The sequence below is a fragment of the Campylobacter sp. BCW_6463 genome, assembly GCF_001762785.1.
Classification (GTDB): Bacteria; Campylobacterota; Campylobacteria; order Campylobacterales; family Campylobacteraceae; genus Campylobacter_D; species Campylobacter_D jejuni.
Window position 1 is genome coordinate 63941 of record NZ_MJXL01000056.1, and the last position, 25495, is coordinate 89435.

Annotated in this window: 27 protein-coding genes; 20 read left to right on the forward strand and 7 right to left on the reverse strand. The window is 28.9% G+C overall.

Translation table 11 applies throughout. From position 1 onward, the window contains the following. Positions 1 to 4 precede the first annotated feature (4 nt). Both dsbI and AJ884_RS06530 read right to left on the reverse strand, forming a co-directional pair. The gene (gene dsbI, locus AJ884_RS06525; protein ID WP_070233345.1) at positions 5 to 802 is read right to left on the reverse strand and encodes a protein-disulfide oxidoreductase DsbI; all 798 of its coding nucleotides are present in this window, start codon (positions 800 to 802) and stop codon (positions 5 to 7) included. Further along, the gene (locus AJ884_RS06530) at positions 799 to 1461 is read right to left on the reverse strand and encodes a thiol:disulfide interchange protein DsbA/DsbL (RefSeq protein WP_052780819.1); all 663 of its coding nucleotides are present in this window, start codon (positions 1459 to 1461) and stop codon (positions 799 to 801) included. Before AJ884_RS06530 ends, dsbI begins: the two co-directional genes overlap by 4 nt. 625 nt (positions 1462 to 2086) lie before the next feature. Here AJ884_RS06530 and AJ884_RS06535 point away from each other — a divergent pair. The 6 genes from AJ884_RS06535 (at position 2087) to AJ884_RS06560 (ending at position 8522) form a co-directional block, all read left to right on the forward strand. After that, a complete protein-coding gene (locus AJ884_RS06535) occupies positions 2087 to 3151 on the forward strand; it encodes a tyrosine-type recombinase/integrase (RefSeq protein WP_002861500.1) in 1065 nt (354 codons plus the stop codon). Next, a complete protein-coding gene (locus AJ884_RS06540) occupies positions 3141 to 4925 on the forward strand; it encodes a bifunctional chorismate-binding protein/class IV aminotransferase (RefSeq protein WP_044794263.1) in 1785 nt (594 codons plus the stop codon). The genes AJ884_RS06535 and AJ884_RS06540 overlap by 11 nt, the downstream gene beginning before the upstream one ends. After that, complete coding sequence (locus AJ884_RS06545; protein WP_070286511.1) at positions 4922 to 5488, forward strand: anthranilate synthase component II; 567 nt, start codon at positions 4922 to 4924, stop codon at positions 5486 to 5488. Before AJ884_RS06540 ends, AJ884_RS06545 begins: the two co-directional genes overlap by 4 nt. 126 nt (positions 5489 to 5614) lie before the next feature. After that, positions 5615 to 6043 (forward strand): flagellum-secreted nonflagellar protein FspA2, encoded by a 429-nt coding sequence (fspA2, locus tag AJ884_RS06550; protein WP_070233343.1) that lies wholly within the window; start codon positions 5615 to 5617, stop codon positions 6041 to 6043. A 65-nt stretch (positions 6044 to 6108) separates the two neighbouring features. Further along, positions 6109 to 7365: a UDP-N-acetylglucosamine 1-carboxyvinyltransferase gene (murA, locus tag AJ884_RS06555; RefSeq protein WP_070233342.1), complete on the forward strand. Its 1257-nt coding sequence runs from the start codon at positions 6109 to 6111 to the stop codon at positions 7363 to 7365. Next, the gene (locus AJ884_RS06560; protein ID WP_070233341.1) at positions 7362 to 8522 is read left to right on the forward strand and encodes a molybdopterin molybdotransferase MoeA; all 1161 of its coding nucleotides are present in this window, start codon (positions 7362 to 7364) and stop codon (positions 8520 to 8522) included. Before murA ends, AJ884_RS06560 begins: the two co-directional genes overlap by 4 nt. Positions 8523 to 8543: 21 nt before the next feature. Here AJ884_RS06560 and lepB read toward each other — a convergent pair whose 3' ends face one another. Together lepB and folD are read right to left on the reverse strand one after the other, a co-directional pair. Further along, the gene (lepB, locus tag AJ884_RS06565) at positions 8544 to 9392 is read right to left on the reverse strand and encodes a signal peptidase I (RefSeq protein ID WP_070233340.1); all 849 of its coding nucleotides are present in this window, start codon (positions 9390 to 9392) and stop codon (positions 8544 to 8546) included. Between the two features lie 9 nt (positions 9393 to 9401). Further along, a complete protein-coding gene (gene folD / locus AJ884_RS06570; protein WP_052950044.1) occupies positions 9402 to 10250 on the reverse strand; it encodes a bifunctional methylenetetrahydrofolate dehydrogenase/methenyltetrahydrofolate cyclohydrolase FolD in 849 nt (282 codons plus the stop codon). Positions 10251 to 10329: 79 nt separating this feature from the next. Here folD and AJ884_RS06575 point away from each other — a divergent pair, with 79 nt between their 5' ends. From AJ884_RS06575 to AJ884_RS06605, 7 genes are read left to right on the forward strand one after another with little or no spacing between them, the layout of a single operon-like run. Beyond that, a complete protein-coding gene (locus tag AJ884_RS06575) occupies positions 10330 to 10677 on the forward strand; it encodes a c-type cytochrome (protein WP_070210085.1) in 348 nt (115 codons plus the stop codon). Next, positions 10674 to 11948 carry a glutamate-1-semialdehyde 2,1-aminomutase gene (gene hemL, locus AJ884_RS06580; protein ID WP_070233339.1) on the forward strand — a complete coding sequence of 425 codons (1275 nt, stop codon included), beginning with the start codon at positions 10674 to 10676 and terminating at the stop codon, positions 11946 to 11948. The genes AJ884_RS06575 and hemL overlap by 4 nt, the downstream gene beginning before the upstream one ends. Beyond that, the gene (locus AJ884_RS06585) at positions 11945 to 12274 is read left to right on the forward strand and encodes an AtpZ/AtpI family protein (RefSeq protein ID WP_044780763.1); all 330 of its coding nucleotides are present in this window, start codon (positions 11945 to 11947) and stop codon (positions 12272 to 12274) included. Before hemL ends, AJ884_RS06585 begins: the two co-directional genes overlap by 4 nt. Then, positions 12274 to 12777, forward strand: a complete 504-nt coding sequence (locus tag AJ884_RS06590) for a hypothetical protein (protein ID WP_070233338.1) — start codon at positions 12274 to 12276, stop codon at positions 12775 to 12777. The genes AJ884_RS06585 and AJ884_RS06590 overlap by 1 nt, the downstream gene beginning before the upstream one ends. Further along, positions 12755 to 13942 carry an MFS transporter gene (locus AJ884_RS06595; RefSeq protein WP_070233337.1) on the forward strand — a complete coding sequence of 396 codons (1188 nt, stop codon included), beginning with the start codon at positions 12755 to 12757 and terminating at the stop codon, positions 13940 to 13942. The genes AJ884_RS06590 and AJ884_RS06595 overlap by 23 nt, the downstream gene beginning before the upstream one ends. Further along, the gene (locus AJ884_RS06600; RefSeq protein ID WP_070278579.1) at positions 13935 to 16109 is read left to right on the forward strand and encodes a flagellar hook-length control protein FliK; all 2175 of its coding nucleotides are present in this window, start codon (positions 13935 to 13937) and stop codon (positions 16107 to 16109) included. The genes AJ884_RS06595 and AJ884_RS06600 overlap by 8 nt, the downstream gene beginning before the upstream one ends. Further along, positions 16106 to 16387 (forward strand): FlhB-like flagellar biosynthesis protein, encoded by a 282-nt coding sequence (locus AJ884_RS06605; protein WP_002852641.1) that lies wholly within the window; start codon positions 16106 to 16108, stop codon positions 16385 to 16387. The genes AJ884_RS06600 and AJ884_RS06605 overlap by 4 nt, the downstream gene beginning before the upstream one ends. Here AJ884_RS06605 and AJ884_RS06610 read toward each other — a convergent pair. Both AJ884_RS06610 and AJ884_RS06615 read right to left on the reverse strand, forming a co-directional pair. Then, entirely contained in the window at positions 16384 to 17184 is an 801-nt protein-coding gene (locus tag AJ884_RS06610; RefSeq protein WP_070286512.1) for a phosphatidylserine decarboxylase, read from the reverse strand. The two genes, AJ884_RS06605 and AJ884_RS06610, sit on opposite strands and share 4 nt — an antisense overlap. Then, entirely contained in the window at positions 17181 to 18305 is a 1125-nt protein-coding gene (locus tag AJ884_RS06615; RefSeq protein ID WP_070233334.1) for a metallophosphoesterase, read from the reverse strand. The genes AJ884_RS06610 and AJ884_RS06615 overlap by 4 nt, the downstream gene beginning before the upstream one ends. 85 nt (positions 18306 to 18390) lie before the next feature. On the opposite strand from AJ884_RS06615, the gene gltX reads away from it, so the two are divergent. Genes gltX through AJ884_RS06630 form a run of 3 tightly spaced genes read left to right on the forward strand, consistent with a single transcriptional unit; the run spans position 18391 to position 21592 of the window. Then, positions 18391 to 19686 (forward strand): glutamate--tRNA ligase, encoded by a 1296-nt coding sequence (gltX, locus tag AJ884_RS06620; RefSeq protein WP_070286513.1) that lies wholly within the window; start codon positions 18391 to 18393, stop codon positions 19684 to 19686. A 2-nt stretch (positions 19687 to 19688) separates the two neighbouring features. After that, the gene (locus AJ884_RS06625; RefSeq protein WP_002852501.1) at positions 19689 to 19970 is read left to right on the forward strand and encodes a YggT family protein; all 282 of its coding nucleotides are present in this window, start codon (positions 19689 to 19691) and stop codon (positions 19968 to 19970) included. Next, entirely contained in the window at positions 19967 to 21592 is a 1626-nt protein-coding gene (locus AJ884_RS06630; protein WP_079860123.1) for a lytic transglycosylase domain-containing protein, read from the forward strand. The genes AJ884_RS06625 and AJ884_RS06630 overlap by 4 nt, the downstream gene beginning before the upstream one ends. On the opposite strand, the gene AJ884_RS06635 is transcribed toward AJ884_RS06630, so the two are convergent. Beyond that, positions 21489 to 21974: a hypothetical protein gene (locus tag AJ884_RS06635; protein WP_070276264.1), complete on the reverse strand. Its 486-nt coding sequence runs from the start codon at positions 21972 to 21974 to the stop codon at positions 21489 to 21491. The two genes, AJ884_RS06630 and AJ884_RS06635, sit on opposite strands and share 104 nt — an antisense overlap. 96 nt (positions 21975 to 22070) lie before the next feature. On the opposite strand from AJ884_RS06635, the gene mobB reads away from it, so the two are divergent. From mobB to metG, 4 genes are read left to right on the forward strand one after another with little or no spacing between them, the layout of a single operon-like run. Further along, positions 22071 to 22562, forward strand: coding sequence for a molybdopterin-guanine dinucleotide biosynthesis protein B (gene mobB, locus AJ884_RS06640; protein ID WP_070233331.1), 492 nt, complete (start codon positions 22071 to 22073; stop codon positions 22560 to 22562). A gap of 1 nt (position 22563) precedes the next feature. Continuing rightward, positions 22564 to 23406: a class 1 fructose-bisphosphatase gene (locus AJ884_RS06645; RefSeq protein ID WP_002861480.1), complete on the forward strand. Its 843-nt coding sequence runs from the start codon at positions 22564 to 22566 to the stop codon at positions 23404 to 23406. Then, the gene (locus tag AJ884_RS06650) at positions 23399 to 23596 is read left to right on the forward strand and encodes a hypothetical protein (RefSeq protein WP_070248169.1); all 198 of its coding nucleotides are present in this window, start codon (positions 23399 to 23401) and stop codon (positions 23594 to 23596) included. The genes AJ884_RS06645 and AJ884_RS06650 overlap by 8 nt, the downstream gene beginning before the upstream one ends. 9 nt (positions 23597 to 23605) lie before the next feature. Further along, positions 23606 to 25492 carry a methionine--tRNA ligase gene (metG, locus tag AJ884_RS06655; RefSeq protein ID WP_070233330.1) on the forward strand — a complete coding sequence of 629 codons (1887 nt, stop codon included), beginning with the start codon at positions 23606 to 23608 and terminating at the stop codon, positions 25490 to 25492. Positions 25493 to 25495 lie beyond the last annotated feature (3 nt).

The following is a 25495-nucleotide window of genomic DNA, read 5'->3' on the forward strand; positions in this document are numbered from 1 at the left end:
ATCTTTAAATGACTTGATTTAAATGATTTAAACTAGCTATATTTTGATTTGGATTTTTTGGTTCGCCTATAAATTTAAGCATCAAAACCAAAATAACAATCACCAATGCAAAAATTTTAGCATTAGGTTTATTTTTATCTAAAACATAGACTATAAACATTGCAAAAAGCACAATAAAACAACATAAAAATGCTATAAGACAGCAAATTGCCATATTCATAAACTTTAAACTAGGAATCAAATACCAACCATTGCTATAAAGCCCATTTTCAAAATTAGGTGGAGTTCCTATAAAAAATTTTTGAAAAGCATTAAGATGATTATAAGCATTTTCTGGAACTACAGGGGTATCCATCCCACATTCTCCTGTTGGCAAAAACCAACTAGGAGCCCACTCATGCAAAGGTAAATTAAATGGATAAATAGGAATTTCACGACATCCATCTACACCTGCAAAAGGATTTTCAGAATGAACCACTTCATGAATATGATTTAAAGTTATACAATGCTCCAAGCCAAGCCAAATTCCATAAAAAGCTAAGCCATAAGAAAAAATTTTTATAATATTATTTTTAGGGTTGATTAATGCAATCATACCACCTATAGCCATAACAAGCATATCAAATCTTATATACACACATTGTTCGCAAGGTTCCATAAAAAGATATTCTTGAAATAAAAAATGCGCTATACAAGTAAGCCCTATAGTAACTATAATCAAAATTAACCAAGGTTTGCGCGTATCTTGCCATTTGGAAAGTGAAAAATTTCTGCAATTATCTTTCATTTTTATACAACTCATTTTTGCTTGCTAAGTTCTTTAGTAATTTCAATCAAAGCCTCTGGAGAGTTAATTGCACTTGGAACGATTTGATATTTTCCATTAACAACAAAAGCAGGGGTGCCATAATTTTGCGAAATAGGATTGGCAATTTCATAACTTTTTAAAAGCTCTGCAGCCTCTGGAGTTTTTAAGAAATTTTCAAAATCAGCTTTACTTACATTCATTGCTTTTAAACCGACACTATAAAAAGCTTCAGGATTTTTACCATTTTCCCATCTTTGTTTTTTCTTAAAATATGCATTAAAATAAGCTTCAGCAACTTTATGAGTTAAGCTATTTTTATCCGTAGGATCAGCTTTATTTACACCATCTTTAAATGCCGCAAAAGCAAAAATTTCATTAGCTTGCTTTCCATAATCTCCCATAGAACTTACAGGATAAAATTTATAAGTTAAATTAGGTAATTTTTCTTTAACTTTACCCATGGTATTAAATTTGTGATGATCATAGCAATGAGTACAGCGATAAGAAAAAATTTCAATCAATGAATTATCAGCGTTAGCAATAGGATTTTTAAGAATTACATATTCTTTACCTTCACTTAATGCACTGGCACTTATACCTGCTAAAAAAGCACATACAACAATAGATCTTGCTAATTTTACTGGAAATTTCATTACCTTCTCCTTGAAATTTGGTTTTGATAAAACTTTTTATTAAGTTTTTATGTAATAACCATTATAAAACTATTAAAATAAAAATATTCTTAAAAATTTTATAACTAAGAATATTTACTTTAACTAAAAATCAAGAATAGGGGATTAAAAAATTTAATGCACAAGTTATCATTTTTATGTATATTTTGATAATAATATAAAATCATTTAATTTTTAAATATTCTTTATAGTTTTCAAGAAAAATAAAATATAATTTTAATTTACAAAATAAAATTATCAATTTTTTACATTATATTTTATGGATAAGTTTATTTCACTCAAAAGGTAAAATCATAAAAGTATGTAAAAATAGTAGCTTAATCTATATCAAAGTAGAATAATCTAGGTGTATATAAAAAAGTTTGAAAATTACAGTTTTCAATACAAAATTATAAATTTTACATATTTTTACCTTTTATCATATCTTTTTATGATTGATATAAGATTTATTTAAAAAAATATTTCAATCTTTTTGGCTTGCATATAAAAACAAACTTTTTCCTAAAAAAGCTTTTTTTTACTAAGTTAATACTAAAATACCTTTTCTAGTTAAAAAGCTAAAATTTTAGATTTAGGAAAAGTTTTTATGAAATACCCTTTAGATTGTGAAGAAAATTTTGAAAAATCATTCTTATTTTGGCTAGCAAAATATGTAAAATTTAAACTCAACTCGCTATCTAACAAAGAATTAAAAAATCCACAAGCTTTAGCAGAAGTTAATTTTGCTCTTGCAAAAGGTGTAAAAAACATTGAAGAACTTGACGCTCTAGCAAAAAAAGCAAGAAATGCTGGTTTAAGTGGAATTAATACTTATTTTAATCCTTTAAAAAAAGTATTTGAATATTTAAATTTTTACAAGCTTTACTCTTTAAAACAGATTGATGAAGAACTCATTGTAGAAGTTTTAGCAAGTATAACAGGTGCTTTATCAGATGCAAGTAAAAAAAATTACCGTATTGCTGTGATTAATTTTTTTGATTTTTTAGACAAGCAAAATGAAGAAGATGAAAAAGCGCATATTTTCAATATCAATCTTAAAAACTGGGCAGGTATAGCGGGTTCTAAAGGGGTAAAATTACCTGAATTTATGAGTGAAGAAGAACTTAAAAAATTTCTTGATGCTATTGAAAATGCAGATTTTAAAAACAATACCATACGCAATAAACTTATTATTAAAATCATCATTTTTACAGGCATACGGGTAAGCGAAGCTATCAATATCAAAATGGGTGATATTAGCGAAGAAAACGATCTTTATATCATAAGAATAAGAGCTAAAGGCAATAAATATCGTGTTGTAATGATAAAAAAAGAACTTATTTACGATTTGCTTAAAAATGTAAGTATTAATTATATGAGCAAAGACGCCCTGCTTTTTGTCAATAAAAAAGGCACTCCACTGACCCAATCTTATGTCAGTCGCATAGTAGAACAGCTTTTATTTCGTGCAGGAATTCGCAAACAAAAAAATGGTGCTCACATGTTGCGTCATACTTTTGCCACCCTACTTTATAAAAAGCAAAAAGATTTAATTTTAGTTCAAGAAGCTTTAGGACATGCGAGTTTAAATACTTCAAGAATTTATACTCATTTTGATAATGATAAATTAAAACTTGCCGCACAGGTTGCAAAGGAATTAAGTGACTCTTGAAAACTATGCTGTTTTTGGTGGATATTTTTACTATGATTTAAAACACACTTTAAAAGCCTTTAACCACAAAGAAAGTAAAAAGTGCTTTAAATTTATAGAAAAATATAAAAATGATTTTTATATTTTAATGCTTGCTGATTATGAGCTATATAGATATTTTCAAGATAAAAATTTCACAAGTAAAAAAGCTTATTTGTCTATATTTGCTTTTAAAAAAAGAAAAAAATTTCAAAAAGAAGATATTGATGAAGAAAAATTTATTCCTGAATTTATAAATTTTTTAGATCAAGATAATTACAAAGAAAATTTCATCAAGGTTAAAGAGGCAATCTCCAAAGGAAGAGTTTATCAAATCAACCTCACTCAAAATTTTAAATTTCATAGCAAAATGGATTCTTTTGAACTTTTTAAACTTTTGCTTTCTAGACAAAATACTGAATTTAAAGCTTTTATAAAAGATGAAACAAGAGAAATTTTGTCCTTCTCACCTGAACTTTTCTTCAAGACCAAAAAAAGAAAAATATTTACAAAACCTATGAAAGGCACAATTAAGCGTGATAAAGATCCTATAAAAGATGAAGAAAATAAAACCTTCTTGCAAAATGATACAAAAAATCTAAGTGAAAATGTTATGATTTGCGATCTTTTACGCAACGATCTTTCAAAAATCATCACAAAAAAAAGCTTAAAAACCAAACTTTTTGAAATTCAAAGTCATCCTACTTTACATCAAATGACTTCAAGCGTACAAGGAAAACTTAAAAAAAATATTTCTTTATATCAAATTTTTAAAGCTCTCTTTCCTTGCGGTTCTATTACAGGTGCTCCAAAGCTTGAAAGTATCAAATTTATTAAAGAATTAGAACAAAGAGAGCGTGGTATTTACTGCGGAACCATAGGTTTAATACACAAAAATAAAAATAAATTTAGCGTAGCCATACGCACCTTAGAAAAACAAGATGAAATTTATACTTATAGCACGGGTAGTGGCTTGGTTTGGGACTCAAATTTCAAAGATGAATTTGAAGAATTAAAACTTAAAAGCGCGATCTTAAATCCTTGTGATTTTCATCTTTTTGAAACCATGTATTTTAAAAATTCTCAAATTTTATTTTTAAAAGAACATTTATTAAGGCTTATAAATTCAGCTCTTAAATTTAATTTTAATACTCACAACATCTTTAAAGATTTTTATAATATTTTAAATCAAAAAAATTCTTATAAAGAATATCAAAATTTTACACTTTTTAAACTCGATGAAAAAATTTTCCATAAAAAACACTCTTTATTTTATAATTTTCCCCTACCCTTTAAAAATCCACACAAAGAAGGAATTTTAAAGCTTATTTTATACAAAGACGGAAGATACGAATTTCAACAAAGTGCCTTAAAACAAAATTCAAACGATATTTTGCTTTTAAGTGATGATAAAATTAACTCAAAAAGTGACAATCTCTATCACAAAAGCTCTTTGCGTACTTTTTATAATCAACACTCATACAAATGGCATCAAAACTTGTGTTATGACATAGCTTTTTTTAACGAAAAAGATGAACTTTGCGAAGGTTCAAGAACCAATCTCATCTTAGAAAAAAACTCTCAATTTTATACTCCACAAATTCAAAGCGGTATGTTAAATGGCGTATATAGAAATTTCTTAATCAATCTTGGTTTGATAAAAGAAAAAGCATTATTTAAACAAGATTTATTTGAAGCAGAAAATATTTATTGTATTAATTCCGTGCGTGGTTTAAAAAAGGTAAAATTACAATGAAGAAAATTTTATTTATAGATAATTATGATTCTTTTAGTTATACCATCATCTATCATCTTAAAGAACTTGGTTTTGAATGTAAAGTGATAAAAAATGATACCTTTAAAAAAGCTAAAGAATTAGAAAAATTTGATTTCACTCATCTTATCATCTCTCCTGGCCCTCATTCTCCCAAGGAATCTAAATTAAGCTTAAAAGCAATCAAATATTTTAAAAAAAATAAAAAAATTTTAGGTATATGTTTAGGACATCAGTGTATAGCTGAAGTTTTTGGCGGCAGGGTTTCTAAAATACAAAATCCCATGCATGGTAAAATTTCTAAACTTTATTTTAAAAAAGATCCTATTTTTAAGGGTATTAAAAAAGAAATTGAAATTTGCTTATATCATTCTTTGTATATTAGTTCTATGCCTAAAAAATGCAAAATTTTAGCTCATAATTCAGAAAATATTATTATGGCAATTAAACATAAAAAATATCCTATTTATGGATTGCAATTTCACCCCGAAGCGGTTTTAACTCAAAAAGGTAAAAAAATACTTAAAAACTTTATGAAGCTTTAGTCTTTTTTGCATTTAAAATATAAATATGAAAATCTAAAATAAAATATCCTTAAAATAATTATCATTAATATAAATTTATAAATAAAAAAACCGATAACAATATAAATTAATTTAAAAAGATTTAAGATGAAAATAGATACTTTGACAAAAAATTTTAGCAATTATCAAACACAAATAAACAAAGACAATGATTTGGTAAGTAATGTTCATAGTGACAATGTGGTTAAAATTCAAATTTCAGATGAAGCAAGAAGTTTAAGTCAAACAAATTCAAAAAATGAAAAAGAATATGAAATCAAAGTAAGTCAAGAAAAAATAGAAAACCACAAAGACCAAAATTCCATCCAAAGTAGCAAAGGTGGCGTAAATCCCGCATTAGAGGCTTTAATAGCAAAATTAGCTGAAATTTTAGCTAAAATTGCAGAACTTACTCAAAAAATGACAAACGCTAACGAACAAATGAAAACGACATTTCAAAAACAAATTGATGTGCTAAAATCTCAAGCAGATGTAATTCAAGCTCAAATTCAAGAACTCCAAAGCCAACAAGCTTGATTATATTTTTTCAAAAGTTTAAGAATGCTATAATGATGCATTTTTAAACTTTTTCAAGGAAAAATATGACTTATCTAGAAATCGAAGGCACAAATCATCTAAGCGGAAATGTTACAATAAGCGGAGCAAAAAATGCCGCCCTACCCTTGATCGTTTCAAGCATACTTGCCAAAAACGAAGTAAAAATCAACAATGTTCCTAATGTTGCTGATATAAAAACTCTTATATCTTTACTAGAAAATTTAGGAGCTAAGGTCAATTTTGAAAACAATAGTGCTTTATTAAACACAATCACTCTTAATCAAACTATAGCCAAATATGACATTGTGCGTAAAATGCGTGCTTCCATACTTACTCTAGGGCCTTTACTTGCTCGTTTTGGACATTGTGAAGTATCTTTACCTGGAGGATGCGCTATAGGACAAAGACCTATTGATTTACATCTTTTAGCCTTGGAAAAAATGGGGGCAAATATACAAATCAAACAAGGTTATGTCGTAGCTAGTGGAAATTTAAAAGGCAATGAAATTCTTTTTGATAAAATCACGGTTACAGGTAGCGAAAACATCATCATGGCAGCAGCTTTAGCTAAAGGTAAAACTAAACTCTTAAATGTTGCAAAAGAACCCGAAGTAGTTCAACTTTGCGAAGTTTTAAAAGACGCAGGACTTGAAATCAAAGGCATAGGTGCAGATGAGCTTGAAATTTATGGTAGTGATGGGGAACTTTTAGAATTTAAAGAATTTAGCGTTATACCTGATAGAATTGAAGCAGGAACTTATCTTTGTGCAGGGGCTATTACAAATTCTAAAATTACTTTAGATAAAGTTAACGCCACTCATCTTAGTGCAGTTTTAGCAAAACTTCATCAAATGGGTTTTGAAACTCTGATTGCAGAAGATGGTATCACCCTACTTCCTGCTAAAGAAATTAAACCTGTAGAAATCATGACAAGTGAATATCCAGGCTTTCCAACCGATATGCAAGCGCAGTTTATGGCATTAGCCTTAAAAGCTAATGGAACTAGTATTATCGATGAAAGACTATTTGAAAATCGTTTCATGCATGTAAGTGAACTTTTAAGAATGGGTGCGGATATTAAACTCAATGGTCATATTGCTACTATAGTAGGCGGAAAAGAACTTAACGCTGCTGATGTCATGGCTACAGATTTGCGTGCTTCCTCAGCCCTTATCTTAGCAGCTCTTGCAGCTAAAGGTACAAGCAAAGTCCATAGAATTTACCATCTTGATAGGGGGTATGAAAATTTAGAAGAAAAATTTAAAGGTTTAGGTGTAAAAATCACAAGGCTTGAAGAATGAAAAATATCTTTGAAACCTTAAAAGACTTAGAAAATCAAATTTCATGCTTAGATGAAAGTGAACTTATTAGCCTTGAAAAAGCAAAAGATAGAATTTTAGCTAAAGATTTATATGCTAGAAAAAATCTACCCAGTTTTGACAATGCTGCTCTTGATGGCTATGCTTTTAATTATGCTGATATCAATGAGGCTTTGGAAATTAAAGGAACTATTTTTGCAGGAGATAAAAATTTTTATACAGTTGCTAAAAATGAATGCTATAAAATCATGACAGGGGCTAAAATGCCCAAAAATGCTGATACTATCTTAATGCTAGAAGATGAGTATATAGAAGAAAATAAACTCATCATTAAAAAAGCTCCTAAACAATACAATGCCTATCGTTATAAAGGCGAAGAATTAAAAAAAGGTGAACTTTTACTTCAAAAAGGCACTAAACTTAATGATAAACATATCGCCCTACTTGCTTCTCAAGGGCTTTATAAAATAGAAGTCATAAGAAAAATTCGCATAGGTATTTTTTCAAGTGGAAATGAGCTAAAAGAACCTTGGCAAGAATGTGATGAAGAAAGTATTTATAATGCCAATGCTTTGCCTTTACTAACCATGCTTCAAAATGCTTCTTATTTAGGTATTATCAAAGATAATTTTAAAAGCACTAAAGAGGCTTTAAAAAATACAAATTTTGATCTTTTAATCACTTCAGGAGGTGCAAGCGTTGGCGAGGCTGATTTTATGGAAAAAGCTTTAGATGAATTAGGCTTTACTCCGCTTTTTAAAGGTTTAAAAGCACGCCCTGCAAGGCCTACTAAGCTTTATCAAAAGGGTAAAAATTTCGTATTGATTTTACCAGGAAATCCTATGGCAGCTTATCTTTCTTGTTTTATTTTTACTAAAAAAATCATTGATTTATTAAGTGGAAACCTAGATAATCCTTTAACATTTTACGCCAAAATGGGTATGGATTTAAAGCTTAAAAGTGGAAGAAATAATCTCATCTTAGGAAATTTAGAAAAAGATATTTTTACACCATTTAATGAAAATAAATTTGGATCTGGTATGATACTTCCACTTATTAAAAGTGAGTTTTTACTTATAAGCGAAGAAAATACAAGTGAATTAAAAAAAGGTGATGAAATCACGCTTTTAAAAATATAATGTTTGTGTTTTTCACAAACATTAGCTTAATTTATCCTCATCATCATGATCATGGATATATTGTTCATCATTTTCCAAGGTGTCAACAAAACGCCCTATCCTTTCCCAGCGAACATTTTTATCTTTATCCCAAGAGAAATATACAAACCAAGGTTTACCTACTATCAACTTATAAGGAACAGAACCCCAAAAACGACTATCATAAGAATAATCGCGATTATCACCCATCATGAAATACTCATTTTCAGGTACATCAAAAACATAAGCATTTCCGCCGCTAAAACCTATATGATTTCCAAGTTCTTTAATATAAGTTGGAGACATAGCAAAATCACCTATGCTAAGAAAGCGCAAGATATCACTTTCTATATCTTTTTTTGGATCATAATGAATGCCTTTTTGTTTATAAGGTTCTTTTACATAAATTTGCCCTCCAAGAGTAACAAGATCATTTGGATAATGTTCTTTCATAAAATCATCACCTTCATGCATTCTTACATAAAGTGTTTTATTTGCATAAACTATCCTATCTCCTCCTGTACCTACACAACGCTTTACAAAGTGTTCTTTTTCATTTCTAGGGTTTCTAAAAACAACTATATCTCCTCTTTGTGGCCCTTGTGCTTTTATCAAATGTCCATTTTTATTAAAATCTGGCAAAACAGGAATTTCCAACCAAGGAATATGAGGAGTTGGGATACCATAGCTAAATTTTTTAACAAATAAAAAATCCCCCACTAATAAGGTGTTTTTCATAGAACCAGAAGGAATAACAAAAGCTTGTATAAAGAAAAAAATCACCAAAAGAACAATAACTACAGTTCCAGTCCAAGACTGCGAAAATTTATATAATCTCTTTAAAAATTCCATAGATTTTTCCTAATTAAGTCTATTTTTAGCAGATTTAACTGTATTTTCTAAAAGCATGGCTATAGTCATAGGACCTACTCCACCTGGAACAGGAGTTATATAACTAGATTTTTTAGATACTTCTTCAAAATCTACATCTCCAACTATCTTTCCACTTTCAAGACGATTGATTCCAACATCAATAACAATCACTCCTTCTTTTACCATATCTGATCGAAGTAAATTCACACAACCTGCTGCTACTATAATCAAATCAGCCTGTCTAGTATAAAAGCTCAAATCTTTGGTTTTGATATGACAAACGCTTACTGTAGCTCCAGCATTTAAAAGCATAGTAGCCATAGGACGACCTACTATATTTGAAGCACCTATAATAACAGCGTCTTTTCCTTCTAAATCAATTTCATAAGCCCGTAAAAGCTTCATAACTCCAAGTGGAGTACAAGGCAAAAACCCAGTTTCTAAGCCTAAATTTAAATATCCTACATTAATAGGATGAAAACCATCAACATCTTTACTGCTTATAATGCTTTCAAGTATTAAATCTTTACAAATATGATCAGGCAAAGGAAGCTGAACCAAAATTCCATGAACACTATCATCGTGATTTAAGGTATTAATCAATGCCAAAAGTTCATTTTGCGTAGTATTTTCATTAAGATGATAAACTAAAGATTTAATTCCACATTCTTCGCAGGCTTTAGCCTTAGATTTTACATAAGTTTGACTTGCAGGATTATCTCCAACCAAGATAACAGCTAAACAGCTTTCAATCCCTTTGCTTTTTAAAAATTGATTTTTTTCTTTTAATTCTTCTTTAATTTTTGCGCTCAAAGCTTTACCATCAAGCAAAGTCATTATTTTCCTTCTATAAATTTAATCACTTTTTTAAAGTAAAAATTGTATCATATTAAAACTTCATTAACAAGGTGAAACTTTGAAAATTGTTTTAATGTTTTTTTTATTTAATATTAGTCTTTTTGGTGCTGATTTTATCACTCTTAAAGAATACTCTAAAATGCTTTATGAAAATCCAAGGGGTATTAGTTGTAAAGAATGTCATGGAGCAGATGGAAGCGAACAAATTTTAGGATATTATATGAAAAATGGTATTAAAACAGCTTATAAAGTTCCAAGTATACAAAATCTTAGTTTTGAGAATTTTAAAAATTCTCTTAATCAGAGTAAAGACGCAAAATCAATCATGCCAAATTACTCTTTAACAAATGATGAAATTGTAACTTTATATAATTACATCAAGCAATTTAGCAAGGAAGAAAAATGACAAACAAAAAAGCTTTTAAAGAAGCGTGTAAATTCATCGCAGGTGGTGTAAATTCTCCAGTTCGTGCTTTTGCAAATGTTCAAAGTGAGCCAAAATTTATTTCCCATGGAAAAGGTGCTTATATTTTCGATATAGATGGAAATTCTTATATAGACTATGTTCAAAGCTGGGGGCCTTTACTTTTTGGACATTGCGATAAAGATATACAAAAAGCTTGTCAAAAAGCACTTCATAAAGGTTCAAGTTTTGGAGCTCCGACTTTATTAGAAACTGAACTTGCCAAACTTGTTTTATCTGATTTTCCTCATTTAGAAAAAATCCGCTTTGTAAGTAGTGGAACAGAAGCAACCATGAGTGCTATTCGTCTTGCCCGTGGCTTTACTAAAAAAGATAAAATTTTAAAATTTGAAGGATGTTATCACGGGCATTCTGATTCATTATTGGTGAGTGCAGGAAGTGGTGCTGCTACTTTTAACTCTCCTAGCTCCTTGGGTGTTTTAGAAGATGTAGCTAAACACACTTTAGTAGCAAAATATAATGATATAAATAGCGTTAAAGAGCTTTTTGAAAAAAATAAAGATATTGCATGTGTTATCATTGAGCCTATTGCTGGAAATATGGGGTTAGTTCCAGCTAAACAAGATTTTTTAGAAGAACTTGCTAAGATCTGTAAAAACAATCAAACTCTGCTGATTTTTGATGAAGTAATGAGTGGATATAGAGCATCTTACCTTGGTTCCTATGGAATCAATCATATCCAAGCAGATATAATTACTTTTGGCAAAGTAATAGGAGGCGGTCTACCTGCAGCAGCATTTGCTTCTAGAGCTCAAATTATGGATATTTTAAGTCCTTTGGGTGGAGTCTATCAAGCAGGAACTTTAAGTGGAAATCCTTTGGCAATGGCTGCAGGTATAGCAAGTCTTACAAAAGCCAAAAAGAAAATCAAGCTTTATGACAAGCTTGGAAAATTAGCAAAAAAACTTACCCAAGGAATGAAAAAATTAGCAGATGAAAAAGGACTTCCGCTACAAGTTTGTCATGTAGGTTCTATGTTTGGATACTTTTTCACCAAAAATCCTGTATCAAACTACCAAGATGCATTAAAATCTGATCTAGCATTATTTTCAAAATTTCACAAAAATATGCTTGAAAATGGAGTTTATTTAGCGCCTTCTCAATTTGAAACAGGCTTTATATGTTCAAAAATGGATGATAAAATTATAGATACAACATTAGAGGCTGTTAGGGAAAGCTTTAAAAGAATATGAGCAATATTTTAAAAGAAGAAAAAAATCACTTAGAAAATTCCAACAGCAAAAGACAAAAAATCATTCGCAAAACTCTTGAAGCTGCGGATGGTTTAAGTCTTGGTATCTCTATGGTTATTGCTGTATTTATAGGTGTGGGAATAGGATATTTGCTTAAAAAATTTACTCCTTATCCTTGGCTTTTTTGGCTTGGAGTTTTTTGGGGGATCAGTGCTGCTATACTTAATGTTTATAAAGCTTATAAAGTTCAAGTAAAAAGCTATGAAGAATTTAAAGAAAGAGATGAGTTGATCAAAGAAAAAATTCAAAAAGAAAAGAACAAATAATGGAACATAAAAAAGCTCTATTTTGTATTTTTGCCATTATTCATTTATTTTTTTGGATCATATTTTTATCGTTAAATCATTTTAAATTAGACACATTTTTAAGCTATGAAATAGCTTTTTTTAGTGTTTTATTGATTATTTTTGCTTCTTATTTAAATTATAAAAAAGTCATTATAAAAAAATCAAAAAATTATGAAAAAGATTTTAATTTCATTTCATCGCTTTTTATCAAAAAAAAACAAAATTTATCAAAAATTATTCATTTTAAAGTTCTAAAAGACGATTTAAAGCCAAATATTAAAGAGAAAATCCATTTTTTTACTATGTTTTTTACTCTCTTTAAATTGATGGCTTATGTAATATTGGTTGCTGGATTTTTATTTTTACATCGCCAAGATAAATTAGATATCTTTGCTTATATTTGTGGAATTTCATCCTTGCTAGTTTGTGTGTTTATTTTTATTTTATATATAAAAAAGTATGAGTCCAAAAAAAATTATTAAATCAATGACAGCACTTTTTGCTGGTATGGCATTTTTATTTGCAGGTAATGCCTTGATAGTAAGCTCTATAGGTGTTATATTAAAAGAAAACGGAGAAAGTTCTTTAGCTGTTGGAGTAGTAAGTTCTTGTTTTTTTATAGGCGCTCTTGTTGGAACCATCAGTGCTCATAAAATTATTTCTCGTATAGGTCATATACGCTCTTTTGGGCTATTTGGGGCTATTTTTGGAATTTCAGCTATGCTTCATACAGTAAGCGAAAATCTTATTTTTTGGGCTGTTTTAAGATTTTTCATAGGAATTTGCTACTATGGTCTTTTAATGGTCATAGAATCATGGCTTAATGAAAAAAGCAAAAATGCCATTCGATCTAGAATTTTAGGTTTTTATGAAATTGTTTTTTATCTTGCATTTGGTATTGGAGTTTTAATCATAGCGTTAAATTTAAGCAAACATAGTGTATTTATCCTCAGTGCAACTTTAATTTTACTTTCATCTTTACCTTTAAATCTAATTAAAATCAAAGAACCTGTTTTGCCCGCATCAAGTCCTATTTCTATACCTAAAATTTTTGATATAGCTCCTTTAGCTATCGTCACAAGCTTTATAGCCGGAATGCTTATAAATGGCTTTTTTTCTATGGCATCTTTATTTATACTTTTGCAAGGTTTTGATACAAAAGCGGTTTCTTATTTTATATTTTGTGGGGTTTTAGGTGGTTTTATTGCACAAACCATCATAGGAACTATTTCAGATAAACTTGGTCGCAAATTTGCCATTATCACTTGCGCAAGCATAGGATTTATCACTATGCTTATATTTATCTTTTTTAAACTTCATTTGTATATGCAATATTTTTTAGGAATTACTCTTGGTATAGGAATATTTTGTTTATATGCTTTAGCACTTGCTAGAGCAAATGATGTTTTAGTAAGCAAAAATAAAGGCGTAGAGTTAGGTCGTGGAGTTCTTTTTTGCTATTCTTTGGGCTCTTTGTTTGGCCCTTTAATTTTAGGTTTTTTAATGCAATACTTTGAAATCAAAGGTTTTATATGGTTTTATATAGTTTCTTTAGCATTTTTAATTCTTTTTGCTATCAATAAACCAAATATTTTAAATAAAAAATTTAAGAAAAAGCCTGGAAATATGGTGATATTTGATGATTAATACTCAACTAGCAAGTCAAATTGCCAATACGCAAAAAAATGATTTAAAAGTAGATAACTCTACTTCAAAAGATAAAACAAATTTAAAGGACAATCCAAAAGAAGCACTTGCGCAAGCTTTAAAGCAAAATTTAGGTTTAAGCAAGGACGCTAGCAGTGAAGAAATACTAGCAAAATTTGTTCAAAATGAAACAGGCACCAAATTAAAAGAACTTGTTAATAAACTTTTAGATCAAATCAATGCTCAAAAAAACCCCGATTCCCCTGTGCTTAAACAAGGAAAAAATTTAAATTTAGCTCCTAATTTTGCTAATGAATTAAAAACTTTAAGCACAGAACTTGCAAAAAGCGATACTTTTACACAAGTTTTAGACAGATTAAATCAAATTTTAAAACCTGCCAGTGAAATAAAAAACAACAACTTAGCTCCTTTGTTTAAAAATTCAGGCGTATTTTTAGAAGCTAAATTAAAAGATGCCCTAAACGAAGAATTGCTGCCCAAAAGTTTTCACTCTCTTTTAAGTACAATCAAAGGTCTTAGTAGTGAAAAACTAAGTATTCAGATAGCCCAACTTGCAAATGCAAATTTAAACCCAAAAGAAACTTTAAAAGAATTAAAAAATATTATTAATTCTAGCAAAAATGAAAATAAGCAAATTTTAAATCAAAGTTCTTTTAAAGCACTTTTAAATTTAAGTTCTAAATTGGAAAATTTTAAAAATTATATAAGTAAAAATCCCAGTCATGCTCAAGAAAAAATCACCCCTATGGCTAATAAAATTTTAAAAGAATTAAATTCCATCAAAAATGATTTTTTCAAAGCTCTTAATAAGCCAGAAAATTTAATGATAAAAGATCCAAACATCCTTAAGCAAACTGCTACCGCCTTTGAAAAACTTGAAAATACTTTAAAAAATATACTAGGCAATCAAGCTTCTAAAATACAAGATAAAGAAAATATTTTAGAAAATCTTTTAAGTAACAAAGAAAATATCAAAGAAGAAAAACTTAATCATAACACAAAAAACCAAGATGAAGAAAAACATATAAAAGCATCAAAAGAAGAAAATCTCACAGATGATACCAAGCAAGATTCAAAATTAGATTCTGATATAAAAACCCACGAAGAAGATACCCAAGATACAAAAAATGATATTCAAAACAATGAAACAGAAAATAATCCAGACAATGATATAAAAAATTCTACTCCAAACCAAGAAAAAATTAAAGATGAAAAACAAGAAAAATCAAAAGAAAATATCAAAGAAAATCCAAAATTTTATGAAACAAAAACAGAAAACAAAACTTCAATCAATACAAATAATCCTAACACAAACAATATGCAAAATTTAAATAATTCTCAAAATATTCAATCTAACAATAACCAAACTATGCAAAATATTTTTAAAAATCAGGAATTTATAAAACAAAATATTGTAAAAAATTTAGCATTTAATGTAGAAAATTTAGATCTAGAACAAGTGCAAGATTTAAGTAAAAATTTAAGCAATCTTTCTCGTAGACTTAATGAAAGCTTAAAAGAACTTGAACCCTATACTCAAAATGCCAAGCTTAATCAAGCAGAACTTAAAAATCTCGAACACAAACTCAATCTTTCTATCAAAGATCTAGCGCAAATTAAACCAAAAACAGAACAAGATATAGCTGAATCTTTACATCATGATGTAAAATCAACACTTTTGCAAATTTCAAATTTAGCTAAAAATGAAGGCAATGAAGCTGTATACAATCAAGCTAATCGTCTTTTAGCGCAAATTGAAATCAATCAGCTTATGTCTTTAGCTAATGATTCTATCAATACTTATCTGCCTTTTTCTTGGGATGATTTAAATGATTCTAAAATTATGTTTAGACGCGGAAAAAAGGACAAATTTTTTGCTCAGATTAAACTCGAATTTGCAAAACTTGGGGATTTGGAAATTCTTATTTCTTTAAATAATGAAAAATATATAGATATTAATATTATGGCAGAAAATATTGAATTTAGAAAAACCATCTATGAAAATGCCCATGAGCTTAAAAGAAATATCAATAAAGCAGGACTTTTAAGTGCAAATTTCTTTGTAGGTGATATCATAAGAAGTAAATTTGATACTAGAAATATGAAAAATTTAGATCTTGAAATGGGTATGGATAAAAAAGTATGAGCAAAATCAAAAGATCGATTAAAAAAGCTGTAGCTCTAGGCTATCAAAAAGAAAAAAACTCTGCACCAAAAGTGCTTGCAAGTGGCAAAGGCGAAAGTGCTGCTAAAATTATTTCTTTAGCCAAGGAACACGGAGTTCCTATTAAAGAAGATGAAGATTTAATAGAAATTTTAAGCAAGCTTGACTTAGGTGATGAAATTCCACCTAATATGTATAAAGCTGTAGCTGAAGTTTTTGCCTTTATCTATCAAATGGCAAATAAAACTCCTAAAAACTAATCCGCTATTTTTTCTCCAAATTTAATACCCTGCCCTACTTTTAAATTAAAAGTTAAAAGTCCTTTTTGAGAGATTAAAACTATAGTAGAACCTAGCTCAAAATTTCCTAGTTCTCCGCCTTTTTTGAAATTTAAATTTTCATATTTTCTAGTAAAATTATGAGAAATTTTAGCATTGGTTTGTATGCTTGCATCAAAATTAAAACGCATTTTTCCTACATTTTGCGCTCCTACAAAAACAAGCCAAAAAATACCTTTTTCATTTTGACATTTTAAACTCACTCTTTCATTTTTTACATATAAATTACTAATGCGTTCTAAATGTTTTTCATTTACGCTATAAAGCACTCCACTTGTGTAAGTTGCACTTAAAATTTGCATATCACAAGGGCTGTGATAACGATGATAATCTTTTGGAGAAAGATAAATATTGACATAATCAAGCCCATTTTTAAGTTCATCTTTTTCAAAGCTATCTTTTAAAAGCTCCTCAACGCTATAAGCATGTCCTTTTATAGAAAAAGCAAAATGTTCTTCATTTGCTAAAAAAGTACTTCCACACTCTAAAATTTTACCATCACTTGGACTGATAAAACCTTCTTCAAGTTTCCTTGGAATTTGCAAAGTTCTTGTAAAAAGAGCATTTAAACTCTCGTATTCACAAGGATCTTTAAATTCACTCATATCGATATTAAAATACTTAACATAATTTTCATTAATAACTTTTTGTATCATTTTGGGAAATTTAATCCCCGCTACAAAACCAAAAAGCCTCGAACTTTCTTTTGAAAAACTCATTTTTTTCCTTTTAAATTTAAAATCACTATTTCACTCGGAGCAAAAACTCTAAGACTTGGCCCCCAAAATCCTGCTCCACTACTCACATAAAGCTTAGTTTTTTCTCCTAAATCATAAAGCCCATGAACAAAACCTTGCTGAAGTTTAACTAAAAACATAAAAGGGAAAATTTGCCCTCCATGCGTATGCCCACTTAAAACAAGGTCAAAATCACTTAAATCATAAAGCAAAGCTGTTTTGGGTTGATGTGTGAGTAAAATACTAGCTTTACTTGTATTTAAATCCACTTTTATTCTTGCTAAATCAGGAGCATATAAACCCTTATCAAGTCCGGCTAAATCTCCAAGTCCAGCAATATTTATAAAACCTAAATCTAAATTTTGATTGACTAAAATTTTCATATTAGTATGTTTTCTAAGTAAATCCAAAACTTTATTGATACCATGATAATACTCATGATTTCCCAAGGCATAAAAAGTTCCATAAGTGGAATTAAAATCATTAAGTTTTGAGATGTAATTTTTTAAATCTTTAGGATTAGTATCAATCAGATCTCCTACTATTACAACCATATCAGGACTTTGCAAATTCACTTTAGTGATGAGCTTATCTAAAAAATTTTCATGCAAATTTTTACCCAAATGTATATCAGTAAGCATGACAATTTTTAAATCTTGTTTAAGATTTGGTATTTCAACATCAACACTCTTTACTTCAGGTGTTTTTAGAGCATTATTTATACTTATATAAATTAAAAACACACTTAAAACTATAAGAGAAAGCTCAAAAATCAAACGCAAAATAAGATTATATTTTTTATCTCTTTTACCCATAAGAGCTAAAATCAATTTAATAAAATCCCAAGCTAAAGTCATAAAAAACAAACAATAAGTCGGCGCATAAAGCATGGCTAAAATTTCATACCAAGTATCACTTAAATATTCATCTCTACGAAATATTAAAAACACAGCTTGGGCTAAAAAAAGCACAATAAAAATAAAAGCAAAAATTTTATAAAAATACTTGAAAAGAGTAATTTTCTTGATTAATCTTTTATAAATATAAACATTTGCTAAGCCAAAAATCAATAATACAATGAAAGAAAAAATTAAAAATATCATAAAAGTATTATAACCAAGTAAAATTAAATATCCGTATAAATTTTTCTGTTATAATAAACTTTTAAATAATTTTAAAGGCTATAAAATGTACCGTTTTGCACCTTCTCCCACAGGTGATATGCACATAGGAAATTTACGCGCAGCAATTTTTAACTATATCTGTGCAAGACAAAAAAATATGGATTTTATCTTACGTATTGAAGATACTGATAAGGCTAGAAATATAGCAGGAAAAGAAGAAGAAATCAAAGAAATTTTAAATCTTTTTGGTATTTCATGGCAGCATTACTATATACAAAGTGAAAATTTAAAATTCCATCGCCAAATGGCTTTAAAACTTGTAAGTGAAAAAAAAGCTTTTGCTTGTTTTTGTACTGAAGAAGAACTTGAAGCAAAAAAAGAGCTAGCTAAAAAACAAGGTAAAGCTTATCGCTACGATGGCACTTGTGAAAAACTAGCCGATATCAATGTTTTAGAATGTGAAAAACCCTTTGTTATCCGTCTTAAAAAACCTACTCACACTATGAAATTTACAGATTTTATCAAAGGTGAATTAAGTTTTAAACCTGAAAACATAGACTCTTTTGTGATTATGAGAACGGATAAAACTCCAACTTATAATTTTGCTTGTGCGGTTGATGATATGCTTGAAAATGTTACTTGTATTATACGCGGAGAAGATCATGTTTCAAACACTCCAAAACAAGAACATATCCGCGCAAGTTTAGACTATAATAAAGCCATAACTTATGCGCACTTGCCTATCATTTTAAACGAAGAAGGTGTTAAAATGAGCAAAAGAGAAGCACATTCTTCTGTAAAATGGCTACTTGAAAGTGGAATTTTACCTAGTGCAATCGCAAATTATCTGATCATGCTAGGCAATAAAACTCCTTGTGAAATTTTTACCTTAGAAGAAGCTATAAAATGGTTTGATATTTCTAAAGTTTCAAAAGCTCCCGCAAGATTTGATCTTAAAAAACTCTTACAAATCAATCGTGAACATATCAAAATGATCAAAGATGATGAGCTTAATAAAATTTTAGATTTAAACAAAGATCTTGCACAACTTACTAAATTTTACACTCAAGAAGCAAGCACCATAAAAGAACTTAAAGAAAAAATGCGAGCTATTTTTAGCACAAAAGACTTTGGCGAGTTTGAAGTAGAATGTAAAATTTTAAAAGAACTCTTAAAAGATATTGAACTTTTTGAAAACTATGAAGATTTTAAAAATGAACTTTTAAGCAAAAGCGACTTAAAAGGTAAAAAATTTTTCATGCCTTTAAGGATAATTTTAACAGGAAATATTCACGGACCTGAGCTTAGCGATCTTTATCCTTATATTAAAAATTTTATTCACGAATTAGCAAGGATTTAACTATGGTTATAGACTCTTTTATTATTTCTATTTTTCAAGTACTACAAATTGTCATTAACATTTATACTTGGATTATTATCATCACAGCACTTTTAAGCTGGGTAAACCCTGATCCTTATAATCCCATAGTGCAAATTTTATATAAATTAAGTTATCCTGCTTACGCCTTAGTTAGAAAAATTCCAACACGCATTGGTAATATTGATCTTGCACCTTTGATTATAGTCTTAGCATTGCAGTTTCTTGGTATTTTTCTTGGGAATATCTTAAGGAGTATATTGTGATAAAAAAAATACTCATTTTTTTATTTATTTTTTCAAGTTTAAATGCTACACAATATAGCATAGAAAAACTCAAAAAAGAAGAAAATTCACTTGCTAAGGATTATTATATTTATAGGCTTTTAGAAAAAAATAAAATCAGTAAAAAAGATGCACAGGATTTAAATTCTCATATTTTTCGCTATATAGGAAAAATTAAATCCGAACTTGAAAAAATCATTCCTTTAAAGCCTTATATCAACCCAAAATATGCTAAATGCTATACCTATACAGCAAATACTATCTTAGATGCAAATTTAACTTGTCAAAGTGTGCGCTTAAATTCATTAGTTTTTATAGCAAGTTTAAATTCCAAAGACCGAACTACTTTAGCTCAAACCTTTAAAAATCAAAGACCTGATTTGACAAATTTATTGCTAGCTTTTAATACTTCTGATCCTATGAGCTATATAGCACAAAAAGAAGATATTAATGGTTTTTTTAAACTTTATAATTATTCTAAAAAATACGACTTAGATTTAAATACAAGTTTAGTCAATAAACTACCAAACCACATTGGTTTTAAAGATTTTGCACAAAATATTATTATTAAAAAAGAAAATCCAAAATTTAGACATTCTATGCTAGAAATAAATCCTGAAAATGTAAGTGAAGATTCTGCTTTCTATTTAGGAGTCAATGCCTTAACTTATGATAAAACAGAGCTTGCTTATGACTTTTTTAAAAAGGCGGCTCAAAGTTTTAAATCGCAAAGCAATAAAGACAATGCTATATTTTGGATATGGTTGATTAAAAACAATGAAGAAGATTTAAAAACTTTATCGCAAAGTTCTTCTTTAAATATTTATAGTCTTTACGCAAAAGAACTTACTAACACACCTTTTCCAAAGATAGAAAGCCTTAATCCAAGCAAGAAAAAAAATAATTTTAATATGCAAGATCCTTTTGCTTGGCAAAAAATAAACAAACAAATTCGCGATGCTAATGCAAGTCAACTAGATGTCTTGGCAAAAGAATTTGACACACAAGAAACCTTGCCTATTTATGCTTACATATTAGAACGCAAAAATAATTTTAAAAAACATTATTTTATAATGCCTTATTATGACAATATAAAAGACTATAATAAAACAAGACAAGCTTTAATTTTGGCTATTGCCAGACAAGAAAGTCGTTTTATTCCAACTGCTATTTCAGTTTCTTATGCTTTAGGCATGATGCAATTTATGCCATTTTTAGCCAATCACATAGGGGAAAAAGAATTAAAAATTCCAAATTTCGATCAAGATTTTATGTTTAAACCTGAAATAGCATATTACTTTGGAAACTATCATCTAAATTACCTTGAATCACGTTTAAAATCTCCACTTTTTGTCGCTTATGCTTATAATGGTGGTATAGGATTTACTAACCGTATGCTTGCAAGAAATGATATGTTTAAGACGGGCAAATTTGAGCCTTTCTTGTCTATGGAGCTAGTTCCTTATCAAGAAAGCCGAATTTACGGAAAAAAAGTTCTAGCTAATTATATTGTGTATCGACATCTTCTGAACGATAGTATAAAGATTTCGGATATTTTTGAAAATTTAATTCAAAACAAGGCAAATGATCTAAACAAATCTTAGCTACAAGCCTAGTCTCTTCCTTGACACTAGGAAGAGATACTTTAAAATAATCAGTATAGTTATTTTGTATTATATATTTTAAATACTCATCATCCAGTTTTTCAATATTGGCTTTTTTATTATTGATAAAAACTTCTAAATTTTGAATTTTTAATGTATTTGGAGTAAAAGACAAGGCCAATACATCATCTTTACTTATCTTGTCTAGAATTGGGTTTAAATAAGACATGGTTATAATGGCATTAATCTTATCTTGTGTGATTTTGTATTTTTGAGTAAACATTAAAGTTTGAGATTTTAAATTTGTATCCACAATCGCCTGATCTTTTAAAGAACAAGCTCCAAGCAAAAAAGTACCTAAAATTACACTATAAATTTTCATTCTTTTTCCATATTTTTTAGTATTATTGTAGCCTTTTAACCCTATTTTTTGGTTTAAAAAGATATAATTTTACAAAAAAAATTAAGAGTATATTTTATGAAACAACTTATCATAGCTTTTAGCGGGCCTTCAAATTCAGGAAAAACTACACTCATCACCAAAATAGCTGATAATTTTTTGCAACAAAATTTAAAAGTTTTAATCATTAAACATGATCCTGCCGATAAATCTCAATTTGATTTTAACGGTAAAGATAGTTTTAAATTTTTTCAAAGCGGAGCTGAAGTCATGGTTTTAAGCCCTACAAGAACAACTTTTTTTTCTCATGAAAATAGAGATATTTTAAAAGCTTTAAAATTAAGCCCTGATTTTGACATTTGTTTGGTTGAAGGATTGAAAACTCTTGATTTACCACGCATTAGCGTATTTTGCAAAGAAATTGATGAAAGTTATTTTACTTTTTCAAACGCCATTGCAAGCTATGAAAAAATTTCTCACCCTTATCTTACTTGGCTTGATTTAAACGATATACAAGCTATTTGTCAATATATACTTAAAAATGCTAAAAATTTACAAGGAGAATTATAAAATGCAAGAAGTGATTTCTTATATACAAAAAGCTGTTTTAGAAATTTCTAACGCTTTAAAATTTCCCGATACAAGCTACAGTCAAAATCAAAATTTTACAGGCGATACCCAACTCAAATTTGATGTTTTAAGCGATGAAATCATCACAAAAACCCTAAGTCAATGTTCAAGCATTAAAGCCATCATAAGTGAAGAAAAAGACGAAATTTTAACGCTTAATAAAAAAGCAAATTTTATCGTAGCTTATGATCCTTTAGATGGTTCTAGCTTAATGGATGTTAATTTTGCTATAGGTTCTATTTTTGCCATCTATGAAGAAAAAGCAAATGCCAAAAATTTAAGAGCTGCACTTTATAGTATGTATGGAGCGCGCTTAGAACTTGTGATTTGCAAAGATCAACCAAAACTTTATCGCCTAAATGCAAATAATGAATTTATTTTTATAAAAGATCTTAAAATGAATGAAAAAGGCAAAATTAATGCTACAGGCGGAACGCAAAAATTTTGGGAAGAAAAACACGCTAAATTTGTCAAAAGTCTTTTTGATGAAGGATATCGCTTAAGATATTCTGGGGCTATGGTAAGCGATATCAATCAAATTTTATTAAAAGGGGGTGGGATTTTTAGTTATCCTGCAACACAAGATGCGCCTAATGGCAAACTTCGTGCTTTTTTTGAAGTCTTTCCTTTAGCCTTTATTATAGAAAAAGCAGGCGGAAAAACCACAAATGGAAAAAATCACTCCTTACTTGAACTTGAATTTGATAAAATCCATGCTACAACTCCTTGTTTTTTTGGCTCAGAATATGAAATTTCAAAACTTTTAAAGGCTTACAATGAGTGAGATTAGAGATGAATTTGAACTTGATATGGATAAAAAGAAAGAAATTTTACTTTCATGTCAAAACTCAAAAAACCTAAACTCTTGTTATAATTGCAATGAAATTTTTAACTGCCAAACTAGAAAAAATTATGTTGATGCAGTCTATAATAGTATGTCTAAGGGTAAAACCGAAGGCGGATTTGACTTTTAAAGGAAAAAAATGCGTTATATTACAACACCAATTTATTATGTAAATGATGTACCTCATTTAGGTCATGCTTATACTACCATCATAGCCGATACTTTAGCAAGATTTTATCGTTTGCAAGGACATGAAACAAGATTTCTAACAGGAACAGATGAGCATGGACAAAAAATCGAAGAAGCTGCCAAACTAAGAAATTCCACTCCTCAAGAATATGCTGATAAAATCAGTTTTGAATTTAAAAAATTATGGGATGAATTTGAAATCACCTATGATATTTACGCAAGAACAACTGATACAAGACATATTGAATTTGTTAAAGCTATGTTTTTAAAAATGTGGCAAAAAGGTGATATTTATAAAGATGAATACGAAGGACACTATTGTATTTCTTGTGAAAGCTTTTTTACTCAAAGTCAGCTTATCAATGATTGTTCTTGTCCGGATTGTGGCAAACAAACTAGAATTTTAAAAGAGGAAAGCTATTTTTTCAAACTTTCAAAATATCAAGATAAAATTTTACAATGGTATGAAGAAAAAGATCCCATCCTACCAAAAAACAAAAAAAACGAACTTATAAATTTTGTCCAAAGCGGCCTTAAAGATCTTTCTATTACAAGAACAAGTTTTGATTGGGGGATTAAACTGCCTCAAGAAATTAATGATGATAAACATATTATTTATGTATGGCTTGATGCACTTTTTATCTATATAAGTTCGCTTGATTTTCAAAGCAAGGGAGAAAATGCTAAATTTTGGCCTGCGCATGTGCATTTAGTAGGAAAAGATATCTTGCGTTTTCATGCCATTTATTGGCCAGCTTTTTTAATGAGCGTGGATTTGCCTTTGCCAAAATTTATAGGTGCACATGGCTGGTGGACTAAAGAAGGTGAAAAAATGAGCAAATCTAAAGGCAATGTTGTAAAACCTAAAGAAATAGTTGATGCTTATGGAAGCGAAGCTTTTAGGTATTTCTTGCTTAGAGAAGTACCTTTTGGTAATGATGGGGATTTTAGCGAAAATATGCTGATAAATCGTATCAATGCTGAACTAAGCAATGAATTTGGAAATTTACTTAATCGCATTATAGGTATGAGTACAAAATATTCTCAAGGAAATATTTCAAAAGAAAGTGTTTTAAAATTTTACAATGCTGAATTAAATCAAGTAAAAGAACACTTAAATTTAGCGGTAGAATTTTTAGAAAACTTACAGTGTAATCGTTATTTAGAAGAACTTTTTAAAGCCTTAAGTGTGGCAAATTTAGCCATTAGCAAATACGAACCTTGGAATTTAATCAAAGAAAACAAACACGAACAAGCTAATGCTTTAGTAGCACTTTGTGCAAATATTTTAGCTAAAACAAGTCTTTTGCTAAGCCCTGCTCTACCAAAATCTTGTCAAAAAGTAGCTTTGGCTTTAAATTTTGAAATTTCGTCTGCAAATTACGCAAAAATGATACTTGATAATAAACTTTTAGATTTTAAAGCAAATCCTTGTGAAGCTTTATTTCCAAAAGTAGAAAAAGCTCTTTTAAAACAAGAAATTAAAGAAGAACCTAAAAAAGAAGAAAGTCCTAAAATAAAAATCGATGATTTTGCAAAAATTGAAATCAAAGTTGCTAAGGTACTTGATTGTCAAAATATAGAAGGGAGTGAAAAACTTTTAAAATTTCAACTCGAACTTGACAATAAAGAGATCCGTCAAGTACTCTCAGGCATAGCAAAATACTATAAAGCCAGTGATTTAATCGGTAAACAAGTATGTGTTATAAGTAATCTTAAAAAAGCTAAAATTTTTGGACATGAAAGCGATGGTATGATACTTTCTGCAAAAAGCGGAGATAAACTTGTTTTAATCACCCCTGAACAACTTGTGCAAAACGGTTCTTTAGTAGGCTAAAAT

Coding starts and splice junctions, on each gene's coding strand:
- AJ884_RS06635 (WP_070276264.1), bottom strand. CDS start 21,974: ATGAAAATTTATAGTGTAATTTTAGGTACTTTTTTGCTTGGAGCTTGT.
- mobB (WP_070233331.1), top strand. CDS start 22,071: ATGAAACAACTTATCATAGCTTTTAGCGGGCCTTCAAATTCAGGAAAA.
- AJ884_RS06625 (WP_002852501.1), top strand. CDS start 19,689: ATGGTTATAGACTCTTTTATTATTTCTATTTTTCAAGTACTACAAATT.
- AJ884_RS06595 (WP_070233337.1), top strand. CDS start 12,755: ATGAGTCCAAAAAAAATTATTAAATCAATGACAGCACTTTTTGCTGGT.
- AJ884_RS06605 (WP_002852641.1), top strand. CDS start 16,106: ATGAGCAAAATCAAAAGATCGATTAAAAAAGCTGTAGCTCTAGGCTAT.
- lepB (WP_070233340.1), bottom strand. CDS start 9,392: ATGGAATTTTTAAAGAGATTATATAAATTTTCGCAGTCTTGGACTGGA.
- AJ884_RS06615 (WP_070233334.1), bottom strand. CDS start 18,305: ATGATATTTTTAATTTTTTCTTTCATTGTATTATTGATTTTTGGCTTA.
- fspA2 (WP_070233343.1), top strand. CDS start 5,615: ATGAAAATAGATACTTTGACAAAAAATTTTAGCAATTATCAAACACAA.
- AJ884_RS06585 (WP_044780763.1), top strand. CDS start 11,945: ATGAGCAATATTTTAAAAGAAGAAAAAAATCACTTAGAAAATTCCAAC.
- AJ884_RS06530 (WP_052780819.1), bottom strand. CDS start 1,461: ATGAAATTTCCAGTAAAATTAGCAAGATCTATTGTTGTATGTGCTTTT.
- dsbI (WP_070233345.1), bottom strand. CDS start 802: ATGAGTTGTATAAAAATGAAAGATAATTGCAGAAATTTTTCACTTTCC.
- AJ884_RS06610 (WP_070286512.1), bottom strand. CDS start 17,184: ATGAGTTTTTCAAAAGAAAGTTCGAGGCTTTTTGGTTTTGTAGCGGGG.
- metG (WP_070233330.1), top strand. CDS start 23,606: ATGCGTTATATTACAACACCAATTTATTATGTAAATGATGTACCTCAT.
- hemL (WP_070233339.1), top strand. CDS start 10,674: ATGACAAACAAAAAAGCTTTTAAAGAAGCGTGTAAATTCATCGCAGGT.
- AJ884_RS06645 (WP_002861480.1), top strand. CDS start 22,564: ATGCAAGAAGTGATTTCTTATATACAAAAAGCTGTTTTAGAAATTTCT.
- murA (WP_070233342.1), top strand. CDS start 6,109: ATGACTTATCTAGAAATCGAAGGCACAAATCATCTAAGCGGAAATGTT.
- folD (WP_052950044.1), bottom strand. CDS start 10,250: ATGACTTTGCTTGATGGTAAAGCTTTGAGCGCAAAAATTAAAGAAGAA.
- AJ884_RS06600 (WP_070278579.1), top strand. CDS start 13,935: ATGATTAATACTCAACTAGCAAGTCAAATTGCCAATACGCAAAAAAAT.
- AJ884_RS06535 (WP_002861500.1), top strand. CDS start 2,087: ATGAAATACCCTTTAGATTGTGAAGAAAATTTTGAAAAATCATTCTTA.
- AJ884_RS06590 (WP_070233338.1), top strand. CDS start 12,274: ATGGAACATAAAAAAGCTCTATTTTGTATTTTTGCCATTATTCATTTA.
- gltX (WP_070286513.1), top strand. CDS start 18,391: ATGTACCGTTTTGCACCTTCTCCCACAGGTGATATGCACATAGGAAAT.
- AJ884_RS06560 (WP_070233341.1), top strand. CDS start 7,362: ATGAAAAATATCTTTGAAACCTTAAAAGACTTAGAAAATCAAATTTCA.
- AJ884_RS06650 (WP_070248169.1), top strand. CDS start 23,399: ATGAGTGAGATTAGAGATGAATTTGAACTTGATATGGATAAAAAGAAA.
- AJ884_RS06545 (WP_070286511.1), top strand. CDS start 4,922: ATGAAGAAAATTTTATTTATAGATAATTATGATTCTTTTAGTTATACC.